The sequence below is a fragment of the Acinetobacter sp. TTH0-4 genome (genome assembly GCF_015602665.1).
GTDB classification, from domain to species: Bacteria; Pseudomonadota; Gammaproteobacteria; order Pseudomonadales; family Moraxellaceae; genus Acinetobacter; species Acinetobacter albensis.
In genome coordinates this window covers 1,615,234-1,636,925 of the sequence record NZ_CP059079.1, presented here as the reverse complement: position 1 = coordinate 1,636,925, position 21,692 = coordinate 1,615,234, and the positions used below count along the sequence as shown (strand labels likewise).

21 protein-coding genes, 1 pseudogene and 1 other annotated feature are annotated in these 21,692 nt (G+C 37.0%); of the genes and pseudogenes, 12 read left to right on the top strand and 10 right to left on the bottom strand.

Annotation, left to right across the window (positions count from 1 at the left end; genetic code table 11):
• Nucleotides 1-124: 124 nt before the first annotated feature.
• A complete protein-coding gene (locus tag H0S58_RS07610) occupies nucleotides 125-775 on the bottom strand; it encodes a hypothetical protein (RefSeq protein ID WP_195726193.1) in 651 nt (216 codons plus the stop codon).
• Between the two features lie 99 nt (nucleotides 776-874).
• Here H0S58_RS07610 and ispF point away from each other — a divergent pair, with 99 nt between their 5' ends.
• Entirely contained in the window at nucleotides 875-1,366 is a 492-nt protein-coding gene (ispF, locus tag H0S58_RS07605; RefSeq protein WP_195726192.1) for a 2-C-methyl-D-erythritol 2,4-cyclodiphosphate synthase, read from the top strand.
• Here ispF and H0S58_RS07600 read toward each other — a convergent pair.
• The 5 genes from H0S58_RS07600 to H0S58_RS07580 all read right to left on the bottom strand — a co-directional run bounded on the left by H0S58_RS07600 (nucleotide 1,354) and on the right by H0S58_RS07580 (nucleotide 8,614).
• Nucleotides 1,354-1,878 (bottom strand): protein tyrosine phosphatase family protein, encoded by a 525-nt coding sequence (locus H0S58_RS07600; RefSeq protein WP_195726191.1) that lies wholly within the window; start codon nucleotides 1,876-1,878, stop codon nucleotides 1,354-1,356. The genes ispF and H0S58_RS07600 overlap by 13 nt on opposite strands.
• 64 nt (nucleotides 1,879-1,942) lie before the next feature.
• Complete coding sequence (locus H0S58_RS07595) at nucleotides 1,943-3,034, bottom strand: 3-deoxy-7-phosphoheptulonate synthase (RefSeq protein WP_053580201.1); 1,092 nt, start codon at nucleotides 3,032-3,034, stop codon at nucleotides 1,943-1,945.
• Nucleotides 3,035-3,159: 125 nt separating this feature from the next.
• Nucleotides 3,160-4,050, bottom strand: a complete 891-nt coding sequence (locus tag H0S58_RS07590) for a sulfite exporter TauE/SafE family protein (protein ID WP_053577824.1) — start codon at nucleotides 4,048-4,050, stop codon at nucleotides 3,160-3,162.
• 440 nt (nucleotides 4,051-4,490) lie between these two features.
• On the bottom strand, nucleotides 4,491-6,065 hold the full coding sequence (locus tag H0S58_RS07585; RefSeq protein WP_195726190.1) for a PepSY-associated TM helix domain-containing protein: 1,575 nt from the start codon (nucleotides 6,063-6,065) through the stop codon (nucleotides 4,491-4,493).
• A gap of 350 nt (nucleotides 6,066-6,415) precedes the next feature.
• Nucleotides 6,416-8,614: a TonB-dependent siderophore receptor gene (locus H0S58_RS07580; RefSeq protein WP_195726189.1), complete on the bottom strand. Its 2,199-nt coding sequence runs from the start codon at nucleotides 8,612-8,614 to the stop codon at nucleotides 6,416-6,418.
• Nucleotides 8,615-8,829: 215 nt separating this feature from the next.
• On the opposite strand from H0S58_RS07580, the gene lpxB reads away from it, so the two are divergent.
• Nucleotides 8,830-10,050 (top strand): lipid-A-disaccharide synthase, encoded by a 1,221-nt coding sequence (gene lpxB, locus H0S58_RS07575; protein WP_195726188.1) that lies wholly within the window; start codon nucleotides 8,830-8,832, stop codon nucleotides 10,048-10,050.
• On the opposite strand, the gene H0S58_RS07570 is transcribed toward lpxB, so the two are convergent.
• A complete protein-coding gene (locus H0S58_RS07570; RefSeq protein ID WP_195726187.1) occupies nucleotides 10,010-10,933 on the bottom strand; it encodes an AraC family transcriptional regulator in 924 nt (307 codons plus the stop codon). The genes lpxB and H0S58_RS07570 overlap by 41 nt on opposite strands.
• Before the next feature lie 175 nt (nucleotides 10,934-11,108).
• On the opposite strand from H0S58_RS07570, the gene H0S58_RS07565 reads away from it, so the two are divergent.
• A complete protein-coding gene (locus tag H0S58_RS07565; protein ID WP_195726186.1) occupies nucleotides 11,109-12,329 on the top strand; it encodes an alkane 1-monooxygenase in 1,221 nt (406 codons plus the stop codon).
• Nucleotides 12,330-12,381: 52 nt separating this feature from the next.
• Here H0S58_RS07565 and H0S58_RS07560 read toward each other — a convergent pair whose 3' ends face one another.
• Nucleotides 12,382-13,650 carry a dicarboxylate/amino acid:cation symporter gene (locus tag H0S58_RS07560; RefSeq protein ID WP_195727582.1) on the bottom strand — a complete coding sequence of 423 codons (1,269 nt, stop codon included), beginning with the start codon at nucleotides 13,648-13,650 and terminating at the stop codon, nucleotides 12,382-12,384.
• 659 nt (nucleotides 13,651-14,309) lie between these two features.
• Here H0S58_RS07560 and ybaK point away from each other — a divergent pair.
• The 6 genes from ybaK to H0S58_RS07530 are packed head-to-tail and all read left to right on the top strand — an operon-like array spanning nucleotide 14,310 to nucleotide 18,431.
• Nucleotides 14,310-14,780, top strand: coding sequence for a Cys-tRNA(Pro) deacylase (gene ybaK / locus H0S58_RS07555; protein WP_195727581.1), 471 nt, complete (start codon nucleotides 14,310-14,312; stop codon nucleotides 14,778-14,780).
• A gap of 57 nt (nucleotides 14,781-14,837) precedes the next feature.
• Entirely contained in the window at nucleotides 14,838-15,467 is a 630-nt protein-coding gene (locus H0S58_RS07550) for a 2'-5' RNA ligase family protein (protein ID WP_195726185.1), read from the top strand.
• On the top strand, nucleotides 15,464-15,982 hold the full coding sequence (cobU, locus tag H0S58_RS07545; RefSeq protein WP_195726184.1) for a bifunctional adenosylcobinamide kinase/adenosylcobinamide-phosphate guanylyltransferase: 519 nt from the start codon (nucleotides 15,464-15,466) through the stop codon (nucleotides 15,980-15,982). Before H0S58_RS07550 ends, cobU begins: the two co-directional genes overlap by 4 nt.
• On the top strand, nucleotides 15,982-17,034 hold the full coding sequence (gene cobT / locus H0S58_RS07540) for a nicotinate-nucleotide--dimethylbenzimidazole phosphoribosyltransferase (protein WP_195726183.1): 1,053 nt from the start codon (nucleotides 15,982-15,984) through the stop codon (nucleotides 17,032-17,034). The genes cobU and cobT overlap by 1 nt, the downstream gene beginning before the upstream one ends.
• 27 nt (nucleotides 17,035-17,061) lie before the next feature.
• Entirely contained in the window at nucleotides 17,062-17,673 is a 612-nt protein-coding gene (locus H0S58_RS07535; protein WP_195726182.1) for a histidine phosphatase family protein, read from the top strand.
• A gap of 2 nt (nucleotides 17,674-17,675) precedes the next feature.
• The gene (locus H0S58_RS07530) at nucleotides 17,676-18,431 is read left to right on the top strand and encodes an adenosylcobinamide-GDP ribazoletransferase (protein ID WP_195726181.1); all 756 of its coding nucleotides are present in this window, start codon (nucleotides 17,676-17,678) and stop codon (nucleotides 18,429-18,431) included.
• Nucleotides 18,432-18,530: 99 nt separating this feature from the next.
• On the opposite strand, the gene H0S58_RS07525 is transcribed toward H0S58_RS07530, so the two are convergent.
• Nucleotides 18,531-19,750 (bottom strand): IS3 family transposase gene (locus H0S58_RS07525; RefSeq protein WP_195726180.1). Its coding sequence is split into 2 segments (ribosomal slippage): nucleotides 18,531-19,474 and nucleotides 19,474-19,750, totalling 1,221 coding nucleotides; the frame shifts between segments, so codons are not numbered across the junction.
• Nucleotides 19,359-19,475: a sequence feature (AL1L pseudoknot), on the bottom strand. It overlaps the preceding gene by 117 nt.
• Before the next feature lie 236 nt (nucleotides 19,751-19,986).
• Between H0S58_RS07525 and H0S58_RS07520 the strand changes: the two genes are divergently transcribed.
• On the top strand, nucleotides 19,987-20,277 hold the full coding sequence (locus tag H0S58_RS07520; RefSeq protein WP_053578121.1) for a hypothetical protein: 291 nt from the start codon (nucleotides 19,987-19,989) through the stop codon (nucleotides 20,275-20,277).
• Between the two features lie 166 nt (nucleotides 20,278-20,443).
• On the opposite strand, the pseudogene arsC reads toward H0S58_RS07520, so the two are convergent.
• Nucleotides 20,444-20,803 (bottom strand): annotated as a pseudogene (gene arsC, locus H0S58_RS07515) (arsenate reductase (glutaredoxin)); the annotation flags it as partial.
• An 85-nt stretch (nucleotides 20,804-20,888) separates the two neighbouring features.
• Between arsC and H0S58_RS07510 the strand changes: the two are divergent.
• Together H0S58_RS07510 and H0S58_RS07505 are read left to right on the top strand one after the other, a co-directional pair.
• On the top strand, nucleotides 20,889-21,212 hold the full coding sequence (locus tag H0S58_RS07510) for a metalloregulator ArsR/SmtB family transcription factor (RefSeq protein WP_092720663.1): 324 nt from the start codon (nucleotides 20,889-20,891) through the stop codon (nucleotides 21,210-21,212).
• Nucleotides 21,213-21,217: 5 nt separating this feature from the next.
• On the top strand, nucleotides 21,218-21,691 hold the full coding sequence (locus H0S58_RS07505; RefSeq protein WP_195726179.1) for an arsenate reductase ArsC: 474 nt from the start codon (nucleotides 21,218-21,220) through the stop codon (nucleotides 21,689-21,691).
• The last annotated feature ends 1 nt before the right edge of the window (nucleotide 21,692 follow it).

Genomic DNA, 21,692 nt, shown 5'->3' with positions numbered 1-21,692 from the left:
TATTTTAAGTTTTTAAAAAACCAGAGATAAAATCTGGTTTTTTTTTGAGTAATCTTTTTTATAATGTATTTAAAATATAAGTTCAATTTATCAAGAATGAACCTAATTTATTCGTGAATCTCATTTAATCATAAACTCGATACACGCCTACAAAACGCTCGCAGCCTTTTTGCATAGTCTTAACCGATAAAATGGCTTTACTAAAATTAAATTGATATTTGCAATCATGCTCGTTATCTGTCACTTGATCTTTTCGGTCTGGAGTGGTGTAGGCCAAGAACGGAATGCTTTGTGTTTCCAATTTATTATTCGGATTACGATAAGCAATTCCTTCAATTTTAATACTATTTTTGCTTAACTGATGCACCTGTAAATGCACAGGTTGATTGGCAATTTGACCATTTTCAAATTTCAAATAATGACTGGTTAAACTTTGATTCAAGGAAGTGTAAAAGTTGAGATCATCAATACGCAATTCAAACTGTTGTTTATAACAATCTAAACTTTTACATTGTTGAAGGCGTTTAAACCATAAAGTATGGGTATCTTGTAATAAATGCACGGGTGCATCACTGACCAGAAAGGCCGTGGTGTAATGATTGATCAGCTTTTCTCGAGATTCATCAAAATTCTCGGCACAAATTTTCTTCATTGACGATGTATTGGGCTGAGTACAGTCAATTTTTTGAGCATGCGCCAGCGTTGAGCATAGACAGCCAATACTGAACAACATGCTAAAAGTTTTAATGAGATTAATTTCGGTATTCAGCAGCATGATCGCTTATAATTTCACTATATTACGCTGCTGTAACTATAGCGAAAGAGAAAGCGTGAATACAACATTTCAATCATTTATTTCTTAAGGATGCTTAAAGTGGTCGCACAAATTCGAATTGGTCAGGGAATGGATGTACACGCCTTTGAAGAAGGTGACTTTGTCACTTTAGCAGGAATAAAAATACCCCATACTCAAGGTTTAAAAGCACATTCTGATGGAGATGTCGTATTACATGCGTTGTGTGATGCCCTGTTAGGTGCATTAGCATTGGGTGATATTGGACAGCATTTTCCAGATACAGATGCAAAATTTAAAGGTGCTGATAGTCGAGTTCTATTGAAGCATGTCTATCAACTGATTTTAGATCGAGGGTATTTACTCAATAATGCTGATATAACGGTGGCTTGTGAACGTCCAAAATTAGCCAAGCATAATTTAGATATGCGCCACAGTATTGCTGATGTATTGAAAGTACATGTGACACAAATCAGTATCAAAGCAACCACTACTGAACAGCTCGGATTCACTGGCCGTCAAGAAGGTATTTTAGCGACGGCCACGGTTTTGATTTCGCATCACGTAAAATAATCTGGATGAATCAAAGACTGTTGTAATTCTTTCGTCGCTTTACGACCTTGAAGTTGTAATGCGACAGCATGAGTCAGTCCTGTCCATGTATCATTTGGCTGCCAAATATTGTGCATCAGATCTTGCGCCGTAGGTAAGTCCATATCCATAAAATATTGACGATATAAATACATTAAGCTACTGACGTGATGGTTTTTACAGCAATGCACCCAAACCAATTGTTCTTTGACTAAATGGTCAAGCATGTCTAAGACCAATAAACATTGATCATCAGAAGGGGTATCTGGAGAAATGGGCAACTGAATATAGTTTAAACCCAAATCAAGACAAATTTGATCTTGATGGGCTAAGGATTGTTCTAGATTGGATAAGCCTAGATTGATAACGGTATTTACGCCGTACTCTTTAATTGTTTTTAACTGTTCAGCATTCGGTTGAGCTGAAGTAAAAAGATGTTCGTGAATAAACTGAAAATTTTCAATATGGCTGAGTGCATGTTCAATATCATTCATAAGATAAATTTTCCCCTAGCTTTAAAATACAAACGCCATCTATCGAGATGGCGTTTTAGGTGATTTAACGATTTGGTAAAACGTCTTTCAATGCTTCATGCATATCGAGTAAGGCTTTTTCTGTAGTTTCCCAATCAATACAGCCATCCGTCACAGATTGACCATATTCAAGATCATCTAGATTGGTTGGAATATCTTGGCGGCCACCTTTAATATGACTTTCCACCATAATTCCAACAATAGATTTATTACCATCCTGAATTTGTTCTGTGATGTTTTTCAGAACCAAGGGTTGTAAATAGGGGTCTTTATTGGAGTTAGCATGACTGGTATCAATCATGATTTTGGTACTGACTTTGGCTTTTGCTAAGGCATTTTCAGCTTCAGCTACAGAACCCGCATCATAATTTGGTTTACCGTTACCACCACGAAGCACAACATGCCCATACTGGTTACCACTGGTACGAATGACAGAGACTTGACCTTGATCATTGAGTCCTAAGAAACTGTGACCATGTTTTACCGATTGCATCGCATTGGTTGCAACGGTTAAGCCACCATCTGTACCATTTTTAAAACCTACTGGTGATGATAAACCGGATGACATTTCACGGTGTGTCTGGCTTTCAGTGGTACGCGCACCAATCGCTGACCATGAAATCAGATCTTGATAATATTGTGGTGAGTTCGGATCAAGTGCTTCAGTTGCACACGGTAAACCCTTTTGATTTAATTCAACCAACAGCTGACGACCTATACGAAGACCTTTTTCGATATTAAAAGAATCATTCATATCAGGATCGTTAATTAAACCTTTCCAACCGACAGTTGTACGTGGTTTTTCAAAATAAACCCGCATAACCACATAAATTGAATCTTTAATTTTTTCGCTTAAAACTTTTAAACGATCTGCGTAGTCATGAGCTGCAACTGTGTCATGAATTGAACAAGGACCAATAACCACAAATAGGCGTTTGTCAGTCCCGTCAAGAATATTGCGAATAGTTTCACGACCTTTTAATACCGTTTGATAGGCATGTTCAGTTAAAGGTAACTCTTTTTTTAATTCAGCAGGAGTTACGAGAGGCTGAATGCTTTGTACATTCACGTCATCGATGTCGGATTGTGTAATAGAATTTGACTGTAGTGTATTCATTGCCGTCACTGGTTTGATCATACAAGAGTTTTTTTAGTAGCCTGAATATAACACGATTCTATTGGTGAGTTGCTATAGCACAGACCAATAAAATCATGAGAATACAGATGAATCGAATAGAGAGTCTAAGCTTGACTGCTATGTTCAAGTGTTGAAATCATGGCAGTGGTCGGTTTTTCCACTGGTTTTGCTTTCACTGGATGCAGAATGAAGTTAATCCCTAATGCAAATAATGTGATGCCTAAAACTTTACGAATAATTTTTTCAGGTAAACGGGAACTGATTAAAGTACCGATGATAATGGCAGGAATTGAACCAACCAACAGCCAACCGAGTAAATGAAAATCTACATTTCCTGAGCTCATGTGTCCCAGTCCAGCGACTAAGGTTAAAAGTACAGCATGTACGACATCAGAACCGATAATACGAATCATGGGTAAGTTGGGAAACATCAGTACTAAGGCCATAATCCCAAATGCGCCTGCACCAACAGATGAGAGGGTCACAAATACACCCAGTACAATGCCCATAATGACAATCAAAGCACGTTTATCTTTGGCTTGAAAATTTACTTTCTCTAAGTCTTGGGTCATATCTAAGGCATCATTTTTACGAAACTTATTAAAGAAACGTTCAATTTGAGCGCGGAAAACAATAGAGATCCCAGTTAAAGTCAACATAAAACCAAGTACTGTTGTCAGTACGGCTTTATAACTTGAAGATTGGCTTAAATAATTTTCTAGAACCCAGTGTGTGGCAAGTGAAGCAGGAATACTTCCGACTGCTAGCCAAATCACAATGGGCCAGACAATATTCAATTTTTTGGCATGTACAAACGAGCCACAAAATTTGGAAATAGCGGCATATAACAAATCTGTACCAATCGCAATATGTGGTTCAATTCTAAATAAACTAATCAGGATGGGGGTCATCAAAGAGCCACCTCCAACACCTGTAATACCTACACAAAAACCGACCAATACACCTGCTAAAATAAATTCGAGTGGACCAAACATGGTTATATGCCAAATATCAAAAAACGTAGATATGTTATGATTTTTTTGTATAAGCCGTTGTCTTGATTATTGATTTGCTTATTCAAAAAAAAGCTAAAGTCGATTTAATATATTTGGATACTCTTATTTAAAAAATAACTCCATCTATTTTGAATATTCTTTGTTCTTAATTTTGAGTTCATTGACGCAAAAGATAAACAACCATAAAAGCGGAGTCAAAAAAATCCAAAAGCTAATAAAACCAATTGAAAAAACCTGTTGTTTCATCAATAAAAAAATAGAAATGAGGAGAAGGAACAAACACATGAATCGGGTGGTTCGAGGCTTAATCGCTAGAAATGACCATTTGGATTGCTGAGTTTTCTTGATTTGTTTTTCACTCAATTTATATAAACCAAAAATAGCACATAAAATGATGAGCAAACTCCATAAAATATTCATCAAAGACCGTCCAGATTTTTTAATTGAGCATTTTTATCAAGCTTATTTTTTATTTTGGTGTGCGCTTTGAGTTGAATGGGGTGGATATTTTTATATAAAAATATAGCCAATAAAGCAAAAAGCACAATAAAAATGTCAATTCTCAAGAAAGTCCAATAATCTATAAAATCCTGAATACTGTCTTGTTTAAGCAGATAAAGCAGATAAAGCAGATTAAAGACGACCAAACTAAAGGCCAATGTAATAAATATGCTTAATTGTACTTTCCAAAGATATTGTTTTTTTAAACATAAACTTAAAATAAAAACAGCCAACCATACGCTAAAAAAAGTTATGACTTCATAGTTTTGGGAACTATGCAGAGATAAACCGATGCGGTTGGCATAAAAATAGCTCATAACTGCAATTGGTAAACCTAGAATAGCCGTAATATTAAGTCGCTGAACCAAATAATGTCCAAAGTGAAATTGTTGCTGCTTATTTTGTAGTTGTCGCTTTAAACTCCAGAGCAATAAACCTGATGCAATCATCGCGCAGCCGAGTAAGCCTGAAAATAACAAGGCCAAACGGAGCAGGGGTTGTGCAAAAGTTGCCATATGTAATCCGTATACACCTGCATTCAGTGTGGCAATTGCACTCTCATTTTTACTACTTGATAATGGCTGCCCTGTAATAGCATTGAAAGTCATTTGTGCTTGATTACGGGTAATCGAATGATCTTTACGTTCGATAAAAGTAATTTGTGCCTGTTGGGTATTTGGATTTTTCACATGGATAGTGTTGAACTCAGTTTTGCCCCATTTTTGTTGCACAGGTTGTATCAAGCGCTCAATAGATTGCATTTGAGCGGGCGAGTTTTTTTCAATTTTGGGAGCGATTTTTGTATTAATTTCATCGAAATATTGGTAGTTATTTTCAGGATAAAGTTTTTGCATACCCCAAGGTAAATATAAATAAAAGAAAATAGCTAAACCTGTAAATGTAATAGTGAGAAAGAAAGGAAGGGCAATAACCGAGCTGACATTATGAAAATCTAAATACGAACGTTGACCTTTAAAAGCACGTAAAGTAAAGAAATCGACAAAGATTTTTTTATGCGTAATGATGCCTGAAACCAAGGCAATCAACATAATAAATGCCGCGAGTGACACAATTAATCGACCAAGCAAATAATTCATGCCGAACAGTTGGAAGTGGAATAAATAGAAAAAATCTCCCCCGAGTGTTTCGGTTAGGCTGACTTCTGTTGCAGTATTCGGATTTAAAGTCTTATTTTCATATGCTCCATCGGCTTTTTGCCAATATAGTTGGTTGACTGGCTTCTGTTCATTGGCGATGTTGATCGTCCATGTTTTGGCATTTGGCGCATTTTGTTCTAAATACTGGTATGCAGAATGTAGAGCTGTGTCTTGATTAACCTGTATTTGGGTCAGAGGTGGTTGCATCCAAAGGCTGATTTCTTGACGATAATATGACAGTGCACCCATTAAAAAAATGGCGAACATGAGCCAGCCAAAGATTAATCCTGTCCAAGAATGCAGCCATGCCATGGATTGACGTATTGATTTTTGCATGACTTATCCTAATATCCAATATATTACAGCTAGACATACCAACAAACTGAAACTGATCAAACTTAATTTACGCACCGTGTAAATACAAAAACTACTGATCACAAAACCAATAAAAAACAGAAGACTGAAGAAGGCTGCCAAATAAATTGATTCTGCTTTCGGCAGTACAGTATTCAAAATTAGGGTGAGATTGTGAATCAATAAAGAAGTACAAATGTAGCCCACGATAAATGCAATAATAAATCGATAGAGCACAGAGATTCGATAAGAGAAAGATACGGTTTTACTCATAAGGGAAGGTCACTGTGCTCACAAAAATCACGCCTAAATCATCAGGCCAAGTTAATTATTTAATATTTGAATTTCACTGCCACAGAATAGTTAGCAGGTTCGCCGTAAAAAGCTTGTCCATCGGGAAAGCTATTTAAGTATTTTTTATCGGTGACATTTTTAGCATTTGCTTGTAGCAAAATATGATCATTTACTTCATAACTGGCCATTAAATTGACTAAGGCATAAGCATCTTGAGTGATGGTGCTATTTAAAGTCGCATCATACAATTTAATATTGTCTTGCCATTGCAGCCCAGCACCGACTTTCAGTTGAGGTAAAGTAGGTACGGTATAAGTTGCTAACAGATTAATGGTTTGGTTTGGATTATAGGTTCGTGCTGCACCACCATTTTTTATATCTTTTAAGCTAAATTGGGTGTAACCAAAAGCGAGGTTGATATCATCGTTAATTTGTCCGGCCAAGCCAATTTCTACGCCTTGAGAAAGTAAATCGCTGGTCTTAGACGTACGATTTAATGGGTTACCATCGGAATTACGCAATGGATAATTATTTTGTTCCGTTCTAAAGACACTCATTGAACCTGTTAATCGATCATTGAGCCATGCGCTTTTAATCCCCATTTCATAACTTTCACCTTCAACAGGTTTTAAAGCTTGACGCGTTGTTTCTTCAATCCCTGTTTGTGGACGGAAAATAGAGGTATAGCTCATATAACCTGTATATTCAGGGCTGAAATTATAAGTTAAACCTGCATAGGGCGATAATTTACTTTCACTGTAATCCATTGGAGAACCATAGCTACTGCCATGACTTTTCGCCTGAACGTAATTGCCACCTAAGATTAATTTCAAGTCATCATTTAAATGAAGACGTGTAGCAGCATAGTAAGAGTTAATTTTTTGTTTATAGTCCGCTGCATCACTAAACTCAGACCATGTAACTGATTGTGGTGTCCAGCTCGCCCAATTTGTTGTGTATTGAGTTAGATAAGGCACACCATCATAAATACCTGCTACATTATTAATATTACTGTCATTAATAACACCACTCGATTGTTGATCGTATTGATGTGTTTGAATATGACTGTATCCTAATGTAGCTTCATGCTCTTGATTGAGTAAGTTAAAAGTACCTTGGAAATTCAAATCAGTAAAATGTTTACGCAGTTGTTCTTTGCCACCCCAAGCTGTGAGTGAAACGCCTGAACCATCTGCTTGAGGATTGCCATAGTAATAAAGCAAGCGGCTATTGTGTTCAGTATCACTATAGTTATAGCTCAGTTTTGCAGTCCATTTTTTGCCAAGTTTTTGTTGTAATTCTAGGAAAGCATCTTGGGTTTCATTGTCCCAATGTGCCCAATCTGGATTTGGATTGTAATTGCGGTCATAAGCCAGTTGTTTTCCATTGGCATCAAGTAGTGGTAAAGCCCCCCAATTATTGGCATTGGGTTTATTTTGGTTTTGACTATAACCCACAGTAAATAAAGTAGTATCTGTAATGTCTGCTTCTAAAATGCCTGCAAAGCCATTTTTTTCAGAAGAATATCGGTCAAGATGCGAATCTCCCGTTTGCTCATATCCCATGAGGCGACCACGTACTCGTCCATCTGGAGAAAGTGAACCAGAAACGTCTGCTTCATAACGCTTTGTATTCCAAGATCCATAACTCAGTCCTGCGTTGGCCTGTAACTCTTTAGTTGGTCGTTTACGAATATTATTAATGGTTGCACTTGGGTCACCAAAGGCATTCGATAGGGCATCGGCGCCTTTGACTACTTCGACGCGGTCATAAAAGTAAGTATCGGGATTGGTATTATTATAGTTATAACTGCTTAATGGGAAGCCTACACCATCAGTGAGAATATTTGAAATTTCAAAACCGCGTGACATATAAGAGCTACGTTCTGTTTCCTGACTCTGAACAGTGACCCCAGGTGTATTTTTTAAAATTTCACGTGTTGAATTTAAACCAAAATCTTCAATTTGCTGGCGTGTGACTACATTGACGGTTTGAGGGGTCTCTTTGACTGCAATATTGAGTTTTGAAGCACTGCTACTATTTTTTACAGTATAAGCTTTGGTTTTTTCAGAACTCTCATTTGTATTTTCTGCTTGGGCTTGGAGTTGAATCGTAGATAAGGTTTGGCTTTCATTTTCAATAAGGTTTTCTGCAAAGCTATATTGAACACTTAAAATCGCAAAACTGAGTAAAGATAATTTGAAGCTTTGATAAAAGAGAGGAGAGATGGATTGCATGAGTGATTCTAAGTGAAAATAATTATCATTAATATTATTGTTTGTATGGTCTGAACGCAAGACAGAAGTAATTGAGTTTTTGAATTAAAATAAATAAAAAGAGTGAGAATTTAGATAGAAATGCTTTAAGCCATGTTTAGAAAGTGATTTTAAGATTACGCTTTAAATAAATTGAATATGTTAAAATAGTTCTAAATCTAAATAGGATAAAAGTCTTGCAAAATCGGAAGCTTAAAATCGGTATAGTGGTTGGAGAAGTATCAGGTGATACTTTGGGTGCAAAACTAATCCGCAGTTTTCGTGAGCAAGGAATTGATGCTGAATTTGAAGGCATTGGTGGACCACAGATGATCGCTGAGGGGTTTAAAAGTGCTTATCCGATGGATGTTTTATCGGTTATGGGGATTGTTGAAGTTCTTAAAGACATTAAAAAACTATTTGCAGTACGTGATGGCTTGGTTGAAACTTGGAGTAAAGATCCAGTTGATATTTTTATTGGTATTGATGCGCCAGATTTTAATTTACGTTTATCGAAAAGCTTAAAACAAAAAAATCTACCGATTAAAACCGTTCAATATGTCAGTCCTTCAGTGTGGGCATGGCGTCAGGGACGGGTACATGGTATTAAAGCCAGTATTGATTTAGTGCTCTGCTTATTTCCGTTTGAAAAGTCTTTTTATCATAAATTTGATGTGCCTGCTGCTTGTGTTGGACATCCTTTGGCAAGTCAATTGCCGCTTAAAAATCCAATTATAGAAGCAAAGCAAGAGCTTAATTTAAATATTGAAGATAAGCATATTGCACTTTTGCCGGGTAGCCGCCGTGGTGAAATTGAAAGACTTGGCCCTTTGGTATTGGATGCTGCTAACATTATTTATCAAAAATATCCAGAATATATTTTTTTAATTCCTGCGATTAATGATGCGCGTCAGCAACAAATTGAAGCATTATTAAAAGATTATCCAAGTGACTTTGTGGCCAAAATTAAACTGATGGAGAATAGTGATATTGAATCTAAAATTGGTCGCCAAGTCATGAATGCCTCAAATATTGTCGCTTTGGCATCGGGAACCGCAACTTTAGAGGCAATGTTATTACATCGCCCAATGGTCACTTTTTATAAGCTGAATTGGTTGACCTATGTGGTGGTTAAATTTCTGATCAAAATTCCGTATTATTCTTTGCCCAATATTATTGCAGGTAAAAAAGTGATTCGTGAACTCATTCAAAATGACGCCACCGCCGAAAACTTAGCGGCTGAAATAGAAAAATTAATGAATGTTGAAACCGCACAAATTCAAGCGATGCAGCACATTACTATGCATAAACAATTGCTTGCAGGTAATAGTGAAGATCCCGTTCAGGCTATTCTCAATACCTTAAAATCAGTAAAATCTACTGAAACTGTTGACGATACTGGCTTGGGGTTAAACTAAACAGTTTTTTAAAAGTTTGGCTAAAGGCGGTTTCGGAAGAATAACCGACTCGGTGCGCAATTTGTTGAATGGAAAATTGTCCTGCACGTAAGTGTTGTGAAGCCAAACGGAAACGGTATTGTTGCAAATATGCCAATGGCGTTTCACCCACGATCTGGCTAAATAAGGTGGCAAATTTAGAGCGGGACATACAGCATTGCTCAGCCAATGTTTCAACTGTCCATGCCAATTCTGGTTGGCTATGAATGGCTGCTAAAGCATTTGATAGTTCAGGATGCGACAGCGCGCTAAGCCAATTATTAGAATCGTTTAATTGTGCAATGTAGTCACGAACGCATTCAATAAAAAGAATACTCACCAGATGATCTAAAATTTTGTCGCGTCCGGGCCGGATTTGATACGCCTCAATTGCTAAAAAATGTAAACCAATTTGCAACCATTCTGGTGCTGCACTGCCTGTAATATGATGAATGTGAATATAGGGGGGTAGGGCATGCAGTAAAGGGCGCGCCATAAGGGTATCAAGATGGCAGCGGATCGCTAAAATGAGTGTAGATTCTCCACTCGGACTGCCAAATTCAATGGTTTCTTGTCTTTTTTGATCAAAAAGTGTCGTGATATCTAAAGCTTCTACCAAATTGCTGTGTGTATGACTTGAACAGGAGTGATTTTGTCCTGATGGAATCAGAATGAGATCTCCAGCTTCAACATAAAGCTGAGTATGTGAATTGAGTTGTAGCATCATACTACCGACCAAAACCACATAACCAATCATGGCATCTTGTTCTTGATAACAATGCACCCAATTACCTTGCGGTTTTAAATAGATATATTCAGATCGATTAAGATGAATATCATCAAATATTTTACTTAAAGCATCCATGATTATCGTTCTTCAGCAGCGAATTAAAGTATAAGAATTCTCAAATAGTATAAGTATGTGATTTTAGGTCTTAAGCCAAGGACGTTTAGATAGGTTTTTTGGACGCTCACAACTGTTCTTGAGGGCTTATTTCTATAAATATAGCGATAGAACAGAAAATAGGGAAGCATATCGCATGAATGCGCCATTAAATTTAAATCAAGACCACCTTCAAATTGTGCCTACTTCTTCAGGCTTAGCGTTAGATAAAAAGCGCTATTGGTGGTTACTGAGTCCGGGTTTACCTGTGCTTGGAATGGGTATTTTGGCAGGTTATCATTTTGGCCCTAAAGCAACAAAAAAAATCTTTGCTTTAGGTGGACCTTTACTTTTACATGTCATTATTCCCAGTATTGATTCTATTGTTGGACAGGACAATAACAATCCTGAAAATGAACAAATCCAATCATTGGTCAAAGATCCATATTATGACCGTATTGTAAAACTCTTTATCCCTTTACAAATGACTGCCAATGTTTTTGCAGCTTATGTGGTCAGTCGAAAAAGTACTTCATTTATCGATCAAATTTTACTGGGTATTTCCATGGGTGCGATTAATGGTATTGGAGTCAATACTGCACATGAGTTGTCACACCGACCCCATAAAAAAGATCATTATCTTTCACATGCGACTTTAATGCCGTTATTTTATAACCATTTTCGAGTTGAACATCCGTATGGGCATCATAGACGTGCAGCTACTCCCGATGATCCCGCATCTTCGAAAATGGGAGAAACCTTCTATGAGTTCTGGCCAAGAACAGTTTTTGGTGGCTTAAAATCGGCTATAGAGATTGAAAAAAATCGTTTAAAACGTAAAGGTCTGTCATTTTTTAGTCCCCAAAATGAACTATTTCAAGGCTGGGCGATGAGTGCTGGATTTCACGCTACATTGTTAAACCTGTTTGGGCGAGAGATTATCCCTTACTTGGCGACGCAAGCCTTTTATGGAGTAAGTTTGTTCGAAGTCATTAATTACATTGAACATTATGGTTTAATGCGTGAACAAAAAGAAGATGGATCTTTTGCACGAACCATGCCTGAGCACAGTTGGAATAACAATAACATCACCACCAATTTATTTTTGTATCAGTTACAACGTCATTCAGATCATCATGCTTATCCGACACGGCCTTTTCAAGCCTTGCGTCATTTTGATGAAGCACCAGAATTACCAAGTGGTTATGCCACCATGTTATTGCCCGCTTTAATTCCATCCTTATGGTTTAAAATGATGGATAAACGTGTTTTTGATCATTATCAAGGTGATTTAAATAAAGCCAATATTCATCCAAAACGTCGTGCAAAAATCTTTCAGAAATTTGGGGTAATTGATCAATTCTTAAACAGAGATTAAAGATGAAAAAGAGCCTAATTAGGCTCTTTTTCTTTTTTAAAATAAGAAAACTTTATGACTGTTTTGGTTTATTTAGGGCTTCATTTAAAACGTCTTTATCTAGAGCATTGTCCCAACGAGCAACCACAATGGTTGCACACGCATTCCCAACAAGGTTGGTCAATGCACGGCACTCAGACATAAAACGGTCAATCCCTAAAATAAGTGCCATACCAGCGACGGGAACGGCAGGTACGACTGACAGCGTGGCAGCTAATGTAATAAAACCTGCACCAGTTACGCCCGCTGCACCTTTAGAACTCACCATTGCAACCAGCAATAATGCGACTTGTTCGCCAATTGATAAATCGACATTACAGGCCTGTGCAATAAATAAAGCGGCCATCGTCATATAAATATTAGTACCGTCAAGGTTAAATGAATATCCTGTTGGTATCACTAAACCGACTACAGATTTCTCACAGCCTGCTTTTTCCATTTTATGCATAAGAGAGGGTAGCGCAGCTTCTGAAGAACTGGTTCCTAATACAAGCCATAATTCATCTTTAATATAACGGATTAGTGCTAAAATTGAGAAACCATTATAACGAGCAACAGCACCTAAAATAATCAGGATAAATAAGAGAGCGGTGATATAGAACGTCATAATCAATAGTAATAAATTACCAATAGATTGAATACCATAAGCACCAATAGTAAATGCCATTGCACCAAATGCACCAATCGGTGCTAATTTCATGAGCATGCCCACGAGGTAAAATACAGGTGCTGTTAGGTTATTTAAAAGATCTACAATAGGACGACCACGATCACCAATTGCAGCTAATGAAATACCAAATAAAACGGCTACGAATAGAACTTGTAGAATACTTCCTTCAGCCAAAGGACTAATTAAAGTCTTTGGAATAATATTCATGAAGAAATCGACCAAGGTCGCGTCGTGTGCTTTTTCGACATAGCCTGCAACTTTATCGGTTGCCAGTGTGGTTGGATCAATATTCAAGCCTTTACCAGGTTGAATAATGTTTGCCACTACCATGCCTATAACAAGGGCAAGTGAAGAAAATGTAAAGAAGTACAACATTGCCTTACCAGTGACACGCCCAACACGACTCATATTGGTCATACTGGCAATACCAGTCACCACTGTTAAAAAAATGACTGGGGCAATAATCATTTTCACGATTTTAATAAAAGCATCGCCTAAAGGTTTTAAACTTTCGCCAAATTCTGGATAAAAATGTCCTAAAAGGATACCTAAGATAATTGCAAAGATGACCTGTACATATAAGATCTGATGAAACTTTTGTTTCTTCTTAATAGCTTCTGGTTAAAGGGTACTGAAATCCATTATCTGAATACCTTTTACGATGGAAAGAATTTTAAATAGCTAAAGTACTTAATCGCTCAGCAATATTAATACTTCAGAAAGGAGGAAAAAGAAGCATTGTAAAGAAGAAAAAGCCAACTCCATCATAAATTTGAGAAATACTAATTTTGGATACTATATCTTAAAGATATAAAAGTATATTTTAAATGATGATAGTAGGCCCTAATTTGGTGCATGTATATTTATGTTTTATATGGTTATTTTATTAACCAACTGTTTTTTAAAAATTAAAATAAAATTTTTCGATCACATAATAAAAGCATGTTAATGATATTGATATTTTTTATATAAATGGTTTGTCGGTTAAAATGGATTTGAATGAGTAATTCAATGTATGCAGATTTTTTCAATTAAAATGGGTTTATAGCGGTTCAATCGACAATCAAATTTTATAAATAAACGATTTAAAGTAATATGAATTGTATTGTTAAAAGAGCATTTATGTGAAAGTTCATGCTTAATTTAAATCAAAACACCAACTTTTAAAGTCATTGATTGGAAGTGAATTTAGGAATAAATAGCCTAAGCAAACTAAACATTCAGTTTGAAAAAGCATATAATTGAATAAACTGACGATTAATCCATTAAAAATGACACCTGCTTGCAAAGTTTTAAAATCGAGTGCAATTGAATTTTCAATTCATGAATATGAACATGATGTACACGCAAAAAGTTTTGGATTAGAAGCTGCCCAAAAGCTTAATTTAGATGTAAGGGAAGTTTTTAAAACATTACTGGTAACGGATAGCAAAAATTTCTATGTTGCAGTTTTACCTGTTGCACATCAGTTAAGTTTAAAGAAAATTGCTGCGGCAGTGGGTGCTAAAAAATTACAGATGGCAGAGCCTAAAGATGCTGAGCGCTTAACAGGTTATTTGGTTGGCGGTATTAGTCCAATAGGACAGAAAAAGCGTTTAAAAACGGTAATTGATCAGTCAGCCGAATTACTAAATAAAATTTATATCAGTGGTGGAAAACGAGGTTTGGATATCGGTATAAAGCCTCAAGATCTCATATGGGTATTGAGTGCGCAATTTGCTGATGTACTAGATCAAGATTAAAAGTCAGCACAGCTAGGTACGTTCTAATGATAAGATTGAATTTAAAGTGATAATAATGTGTTCTTAAACTCTTCAACTTCTGTTATTCCGACCCTTACAGGGGATTATCCTGAATGGCATTGTGGTCGTGAGTATTATTCACTCTGGTATATTCATATTGAACATCCAGAATTACTGGCTTATCTAAATCAGCTACGTTCTGAATTTTCGGATTTTTTATACACTCCAAATAGCCGACAGTTTCATATTACTTTATTCGTATGTGGCTTTTTAACGCAGCACAAGCCTGTTCGAGATGATGATTTTAATCTCGTAGCTATGCAGCAACATCTCCAGACATTAATTGCACAAAGACCAAAAAAAATTAAATTAAAAACTGGAAGGATTAATAGTTTTGAAAGTGCTTTATTTGTAGAGGTGATGGATGACAGCAATCTACTTGAACAGATTCGTCATTTGTTTCAAGAAACTGCAAATGAAATTGCACCTTTAACCTATCATCCACATTTGACCTTAGGTTTATATTCTCATAGCTTCAAAAGTGATCTGATTTTTAAACATATTCAAAATATAGAACAGCAAAGTTTTGAATTTTCAGTCGATCAAATTACCTTTGGTTGGTATCAGGCACAGGTACTACAAGGCCCGCTTTATCCGTTACAGCAGTTTAAATTGGAAAATGCATGATACAACTTATTTTAGGCGGTGCACGTTCTGGTAAAAGTCGCTTTGCAGAACAAGCTGCGAAAGATTCAAATTTAAACGTGACTTATATTGCAACGGCACAGGCATTTGATCGTGAAATGCAGGCCCGTATTGATCATCATCAAGCACAACGACCCAAGCATTGGACTGTGATTGAAGAACCTTTATATCTAGCCGAGTGTTTAATGAGAGTGAATGAACCCAATCAACTAATTCTTGTCGATTGCCTAACTTTGTGGATGAGCAATTTATTGATGCATGAAAATGCTGAATTACAGTCACAGGAATGCTTAAAATTGCTTGAAGTTTTACCTACTTTACAATCGGAACTGATTTTAGTCAGTAATGAAACAGGTTTAGGGGTGATTCCAATGGGGGAAATCAGCCGTAAGTTTGTTGATGAATCTGGGCGTTTACATCAACAATTGGGGCAAATTGCCGAAAAAGTTGTATTTTGTGTTGCGGGTTTTCCCATGATGTTAAAAGGAGAGAAATAATGAGCTGGTGGTTGGATGCGTGTAAAACGCCAAGTGCAAAAGTAAAAAAATTAGCGCAAGAACTTCAATTACAACTGACCAAACCGACAGGGTCATTATCTGAACTTGAAAATACCGCGGTGCAATTGGCAAGTTTACAAGACAATCAACGTCCAGAGGTAGATCGACCTTGGATTAGCATTTTTGCGGGTGATCATGGGATTATGGAGGAAAATATTTCTGCTTATCCGCAAGCAGTTACACGGCAAATGCTACAAAATTTCGGTTCAGGTGGTGCATGTATCAGTGTGATTGCTAAAGAATATAGGGCCAGATTACAAGTTATTGATTGTGGCACAGTTGGTGATGATTATGAATATAAAGGCGTAGAACGCCATTGTATCATTGCAGGGACTGCCAACTTTAGTCATCACGTGGCAATGACAGAAACACAATGTATAGCAGCAATGGATTTGGGACGTAAAAGTGTTGAAGATGCTGTGGCGTATGGCGCATCTATTTATGTCGCAGGGGAAATGGGCATTGGCAATACCTGTTCAGCTTCAGCAGTTGCATGCTTTTTATTGAATGAAACTGCAGAACAGTTAACAGGTGTTGGAACGGGTATTCGTGCAGAACAACTCATTCATAAGAAAAATGTAATTAATCAGGCTTTGGCATTGCATCGAGATTATGTGGCTCAAGATGCTTTTAAAGCATTGTGTGCAGTGGGTGGTTTGGAAATAGCAGCCATGACAGGTGCTTATATCCGCTGTGCTCAACTTGGAGTTCCTATAGTGGTTGATGGTTTTATTACGACAGTTTCAGCGTTACTTGCCGTACGTTTAAATCCAGCAGTTCGTGAGTGGATGTTGTTTGGACATCAGTCAGCTGAATATGGTCATCGCCGATTATTAGAAGAACTTCGGGCAAATCCTTTGCTCAAACTAAACTTACGTTTAGGTGAAGGGAGTGGTGCAGGGGCTGCATTAGGAATTATTAAATTGGCGTGTAGCTTACACAACAACATGGCAACTTTTACTGAAGCTGCGGTGATTGGCGAAAAAGTTTAATTCCAGAATATTGGTTTAGGATTGTAGATGTTAAAGATTGATCTATTACGTCATGGAGAAACCACTTTAAGCCACACTTTAAGGGGTTCAACGGATGACGATTTAACCGAAGTAGGTTGGTCGCAAATGCAGCAAACTATAGATCAGTCTTTACAGGCATCTACACATCAGCAGCTACAATGGGACGTTGTTTTTAGTTCTTCTTTAAAGCGATGCCATTTATTTGCACATCACATTGCACAGCAATTAAAGCTTGAGTTGATTATTGATTCTAATTTGCAGGAAATGCATTTTGGAGATTGGGAAGGCATTTCAACTCAGGTGATTTATGAAAATGAATCTGAATTACTAGCAAATTTTTGGCAACAACCCACTGTATTTACGCCGCCCAATGCAGAAAAATTGCAGGAATTTCAGCAGAGAATTCTCACTAGCTTTGAAAAAATCCAACAGCAGATGTTAAAAAATAATTGGAAGCATGCTTTAGTGGTGACACATGGCGGTGTAATAAAGCTGCTTAAATGCATCGCTTTGAATCATAAATTAGATGATATTCTTAAAATGAGCGCAGAGTTGGGGCAACTCAACTCCTTTGTCATTCGAGATAATGCTTCGGTACATTTGCTGAAGGAAGAATAATCATGACACCATTTTTGATTGCCTTACAGTTTTTGACTCAATTTCCCATTCAGTTAAAAAAAATGCCGACGCAACAGCAAAATGCCCAATCTTTATTGTTTTATCCACTGGTTGGCCTAATCATCGGAATTATCCTGTTGATCTTGGTCATTTTATTGCAGGAATTACCCTACATTTTGCTTTCAAGTCTGGTTCTGGTGGTATGGATTTGGTTGACGGGTGGTCTGCATTTAGATGGTTTGGCCGATACCGCTGATGCTTGGGTTGGTGGCTTTGGCGATAAAGAACGTACTTTAACAATCATGAAAGACCCGAACTGTGGGCCAATCGGTGTACTCAGTTTAATTATAGTATCTTTACTAAAATGGTCAGCCATCTACATCTTATTAGAACAGCAATTATTTTTAGCAGTACTTTTATTTCCTGTTCTGGGACGTTTAACCGCGTTGTTTTTATTTTTGACTACCCATTATGTGCGCGAGAAAGGGCTAGGTTTTTCTATTGCAGAATATTTGCCAAAACTCGGATGTGGCATTGTTTTAAGGCTAGGCTTAGCCAGCGCCTTATATTTTGGATATGCTGGCTTAGTGCTGATCTTTATTTTTCTGGGTAGTCTGGTTTATCTGCGACATAAGTTTATCCAACGTATTGGTGGGATAACTGGTGATACAATTGGTGCGAGCATTGAAATCGTTGAAACCGTCACTTTATTGAGTTTTGTGGTACTTAGTTTTTATGTACCGACCACTTGGTTCTAATCCCAGCTTTTAACCACAATCAAGTCTGAAAAATATATTCAAAAAAATGATCTGAAATGGTGAACCGTACCGGGTTTGTCGGAGACTTTTTTATTTAAGTTAGGCCACCTGACCTAACGGGTTAATCTTATCATAGTACATTGCTTCAAACTCAAAAGGCGATACATAACCCAGTGCACTGTGTACACGCTTTTTGTTGAACCAATCTACCCAATTTAATGTCGCAAGTTGTACATCCGCTAAACCTTGCCAATCTGCTTTTAAATATTCAATCACCTCTGTTTTGTATAAGCCATTCACCGTTTCAGCCAAAGCATTATCGTATGAATCACCGGTCGTACCGACTGATGCTCGTAAATTTGCTGCTTCTAAACGATTGGTATAACGAATGGAAAGATATTGCACGCCTCTGTCACTATGATGAATCACGTTCTTTGGCATGCCTCGATCATGCAATGCTTGCTCTAATGCATCGAGCACCATATCTGTATTCATTCGTGTAGATACTTTCCATCCAACAATGGCTCGTGAGAACACATCAATAATAAAGGCGGTATAGACCCAGCCTGAATTTGTTTGAATATACGTGAAGTCAGCGACCCACAGTTGGTCAGGATGATCAGCATTAAAATTACGTTTCACTAAATCATCTGCTCTTTTTTGATCATCTCGGCTACGGGTGGTTTGTTTATTCTTACCACGCCAAACACCTTGTATACCTAGCTTCTGCATCAATCGAGCAACTGTACAACGTGCGATAACATAACCTTCACGTTTCAATTGTTGCCAGACCTTACGCACACCATATCGACCTGAACTTTCTTTCCAAATTCGTTTAATTTGTTCAGCATGATGCTCATCATGTAGATCTCGTTTCGCTCGATGTTCTGGATTGTCCGCGAGATCTAAAGTTCGGTAATAGGTTGAAGCTGCGATCGGTAAAATCCTACAAATCGCATCAACACCATATCGATCTTTATTGTTATGGATGAAATCCACCATTATTTGTGTGGGCGGTCGAGCTCCGCCTGGGCGAAAAAAGCGGCTGCTTTACGTAGAATTTCATTGGCACGCTTTAATTCTTTAATTTCACGTTCCATTTGCTTCATTTTTTCTTGATCAGATATCTCTTGTACTTTAATAGGATTTTGCTGATCTAAATGCTTTTGATGCCAGGCACGTAGTGTTTCAGGAGTACAACCAATCTTAGGCGCAATTGCTGTGATTGCGGCCCAATTCGATGGATAATCTTTTTCGGATTCAATCAATAATTGAACCGCTCTTTCTCTGATTTCAGGGGTATATTTTAATTTTGTCATCGGGATAGTCTCTCAGAATATTGACTCTCCGACAAACCCGGTACGGTTCAGTTTATATCTTATTTATATTTCAAAGTTTTTTAAAAATATCTGTGCTAGATTGATCTGTATCATTATTTAAGTAATCAATATATTTAATTTATATCGTCTCGATACATGACTGATACAAGCGATGTAGACACCCAAAATATATATGTTACTTATATTCACTTCATGGGTTTCAAGGTGAAATTACAATGAATACCAATACCGCAGAATCAATAGAACAAATTTATAACTTTTTAAAAGAAGATGAATCATTTTCTTCAAGACAACAGTTTGATAAAATTGAAAGACTTCTACAAGAACTGCATACACAGGGTGAGCATGGCTTTTTAGCTGAAAAGCCTTATAAGTTTAAGTTTCATTTTAATGGGAATTACATTGGTTTTAATGCTGGAGATGCTCCTAGGTTCGGAGAAAAGAGAGCATTTTTAAACTGGTTGCTTAAAAAGCTAAAAAATATGAGAACAAACGATATTTTATGATAAGCCTTCTTCAGGAGGTTGTTTTGTGGTGTTATTTATCGACGAAAATTTTTTTGGAAAACCAAGAAACGTTCAATTCAAACTAAAGCATGCACTGAGCTGGGTGAGAAAGATGATCAGGAGCAATTAGAACAAACACGCTTTAGTTGATAAATGTATTGAGTTAAGGAGCAGATAATAGATCCAGTACTAACTCAGATGGTCTACATAATTTAATACCAAGATCCGTCACTACAAATGGGCGATTAATTAAAATCGGATATTCAAGCATAAAACTAATCAACTGATCATCACTCCAATGTTCTTGTGCTAATTCCAGTTTCTCATAAGGTTCAACATTTTTACGCATGGCTTCAAGGACAGAAAGCCCTGATTTTTCAATTAAAGTCATTAATTCTGCTTTATTTGGTGGCGTTTTCAAATACTCAATCACTTCAGGTTCTTGCCCTGTATTTCGGATAAGTTCGAGTGTATTTCTAGAAGTTCCACAAGCAGGATTGTGATAAATTTTAATCTTTTGTGACATGACTTTTCTCAGTGCAAAAACAATATTGCATTTATATATGGTTATGCGTATATTCGCAATAGTGAATATAATGGGTTATAAGAAAATGAATCAAACTGATTTCTTTAAGTGTCTTTCTGACGCAACGCGTTTAGACATTTTAAAGTTAGTGATGGCCAAACAAAATGTTTGCGTATGTGAACTGACAGAACAGTTGCAACTTAGCCAACCGAAGATTTCTCGTCATTTGGCCTTACTTCGAAATCTTTCTATTCTGCTTGATCAAAGACAAGGGCAATGGGTGTATTACCGTTTGAATCCCAATCTGCCTGAATGGGCAAATGAGGTTTTAAACATTATCTCAAATCAAAATGACGACATCATGAACAATCCTCTTGTTCATTCTTCAATTTCCGTGCATTGCGAGTAATACTGATGAAATTTTTATTTTTATGTACGGGTAACAGTTGTCGTAGCATTCTTTCAGAAGTGTTATTCAATAGCCGTGCGCCTGAAGGTTGGAAAGCTTACAGCGCTGGTAGTCAACCCTCAGGTCAGGTTCACCCACTCACCATAAAAACTTTGCAGAACTTACGTTTATCTACCGATGGCTTATCGAGTAAGACCATTGATGACTGTGAACAGTATCAACCTGATGTGGTCATTACTGTGTGTGATTCGGCAGCTCAAGAAGCTTGTCCACTTTATCTAGGTGGTGCGATTAAGGCACATTGGGGATTATCTGATCCATCTCATCTAGATCTTCCTGAAGAAGAAAAGCTCAACGCTTTTTTAGTCACGGTTGATCATATTAATAAACGTTTGGATGCTTTATTTGCATTGGATGTAAACACACTTTCTCGTTCTGAGTTGATTGCAGAAATCAATAAAATTTCAAATATTGAGTAAG

Coding starts and splice junctions, on each gene's coding strand:
- H0S58_RS07610 (WP_195726193.1), bottom strand. CDS start 775: ATGCTGCTGAATACCGAAATTAATCTCATTAAAACTTTTAGCATGTTG.
- H0S58_RS07600 (WP_195726191.1), bottom strand. CDS start 1,878: ATGAATGATATTGAACATGCACTCAGCCATATTGAAAATTTTCAGTTT.
- H0S58_RS07595 (WP_053580201.1), bottom strand. CDS start 3,034: ATGAATACACTACAGTCAAATTCTATTACACAATCCGACATCGATGAC.
- H0S58_RS07590 (WP_053577824.1), bottom strand. CDS start 4,050: ATGTTTGGTCCACTCGAATTTATTTTAGCAGGTGTATTGGTCGGTTTT.
- H0S58_RS07585 (WP_195726190.1), bottom strand. CDS start 6,065: ATGCAAAAATCAATACGTCAATCCATGGCATGGCTGCATTCTTGGACA.
- H0S58_RS07580 (WP_195726189.1), bottom strand. CDS start 8,614: ATGCAATCCATCTCTCCTCTCTTTTATCAAAGCTTCAAATTATCTTTA.
- H0S58_RS07570 (WP_195726187.1), bottom strand. CDS start 10,933: ATGGATGCTTTAAGTAAAATATTTGATGATATTCATCTTAATCGATCT.
- H0S58_RS07565 (WP_195726186.1), top strand. CDS start 11,109: ATGAATGCGCCATTAAATTTAAATCAAGACCACCTTCAAATTGTGCCT.
- ybaK (WP_195727581.1), top strand. CDS start 14,310: ATGACACCTGCTTGCAAAGTTTTAAAATCGAGTGCAATTGAATTTTCA.
- cobU (WP_195726184.1), top strand. CDS start 15,464: ATGATACAACTTATTTTAGGCGGTGCACGTTCTGGTAAAAGTCGCTTT.
- cobT (WP_195726183.1), top strand. CDS start 15,982: ATGAGCTGGTGGTTGGATGCGTGTAAAACGCCAAGTGCAAAAGTAAAA.
- H0S58_RS07535 (WP_195726182.1), top strand. CDS start 17,062: ATGTTAAAGATTGATCTATTACGTCATGGAGAAACCACTTTAAGCCAC.
- H0S58_RS07530 (WP_195726181.1), top strand. CDS start 17,676: ATGACACCATTTTTGATTGCCTTACAGTTTTTGACTCAATTTCCCATT.
- H0S58_RS07520 (WP_053578121.1), top strand. CDS start 19,987: ATGAATACCAATACCGCAGAATCAATAGAACAAATTTATAACTTTTTA.
- H0S58_RS07510 (WP_092720663.1), top strand. CDS start 20,889: ATGAATCAAACTGATTTCTTTAAGTGTCTTTCTGACGCAACGCGTTTA.
- H0S58_RS07505 (WP_195726179.1), top strand. CDS start 21,218: ATGAAATTTTTATTTTTATGTACGGGTAACAGTTGTCGTAGCATTCTT.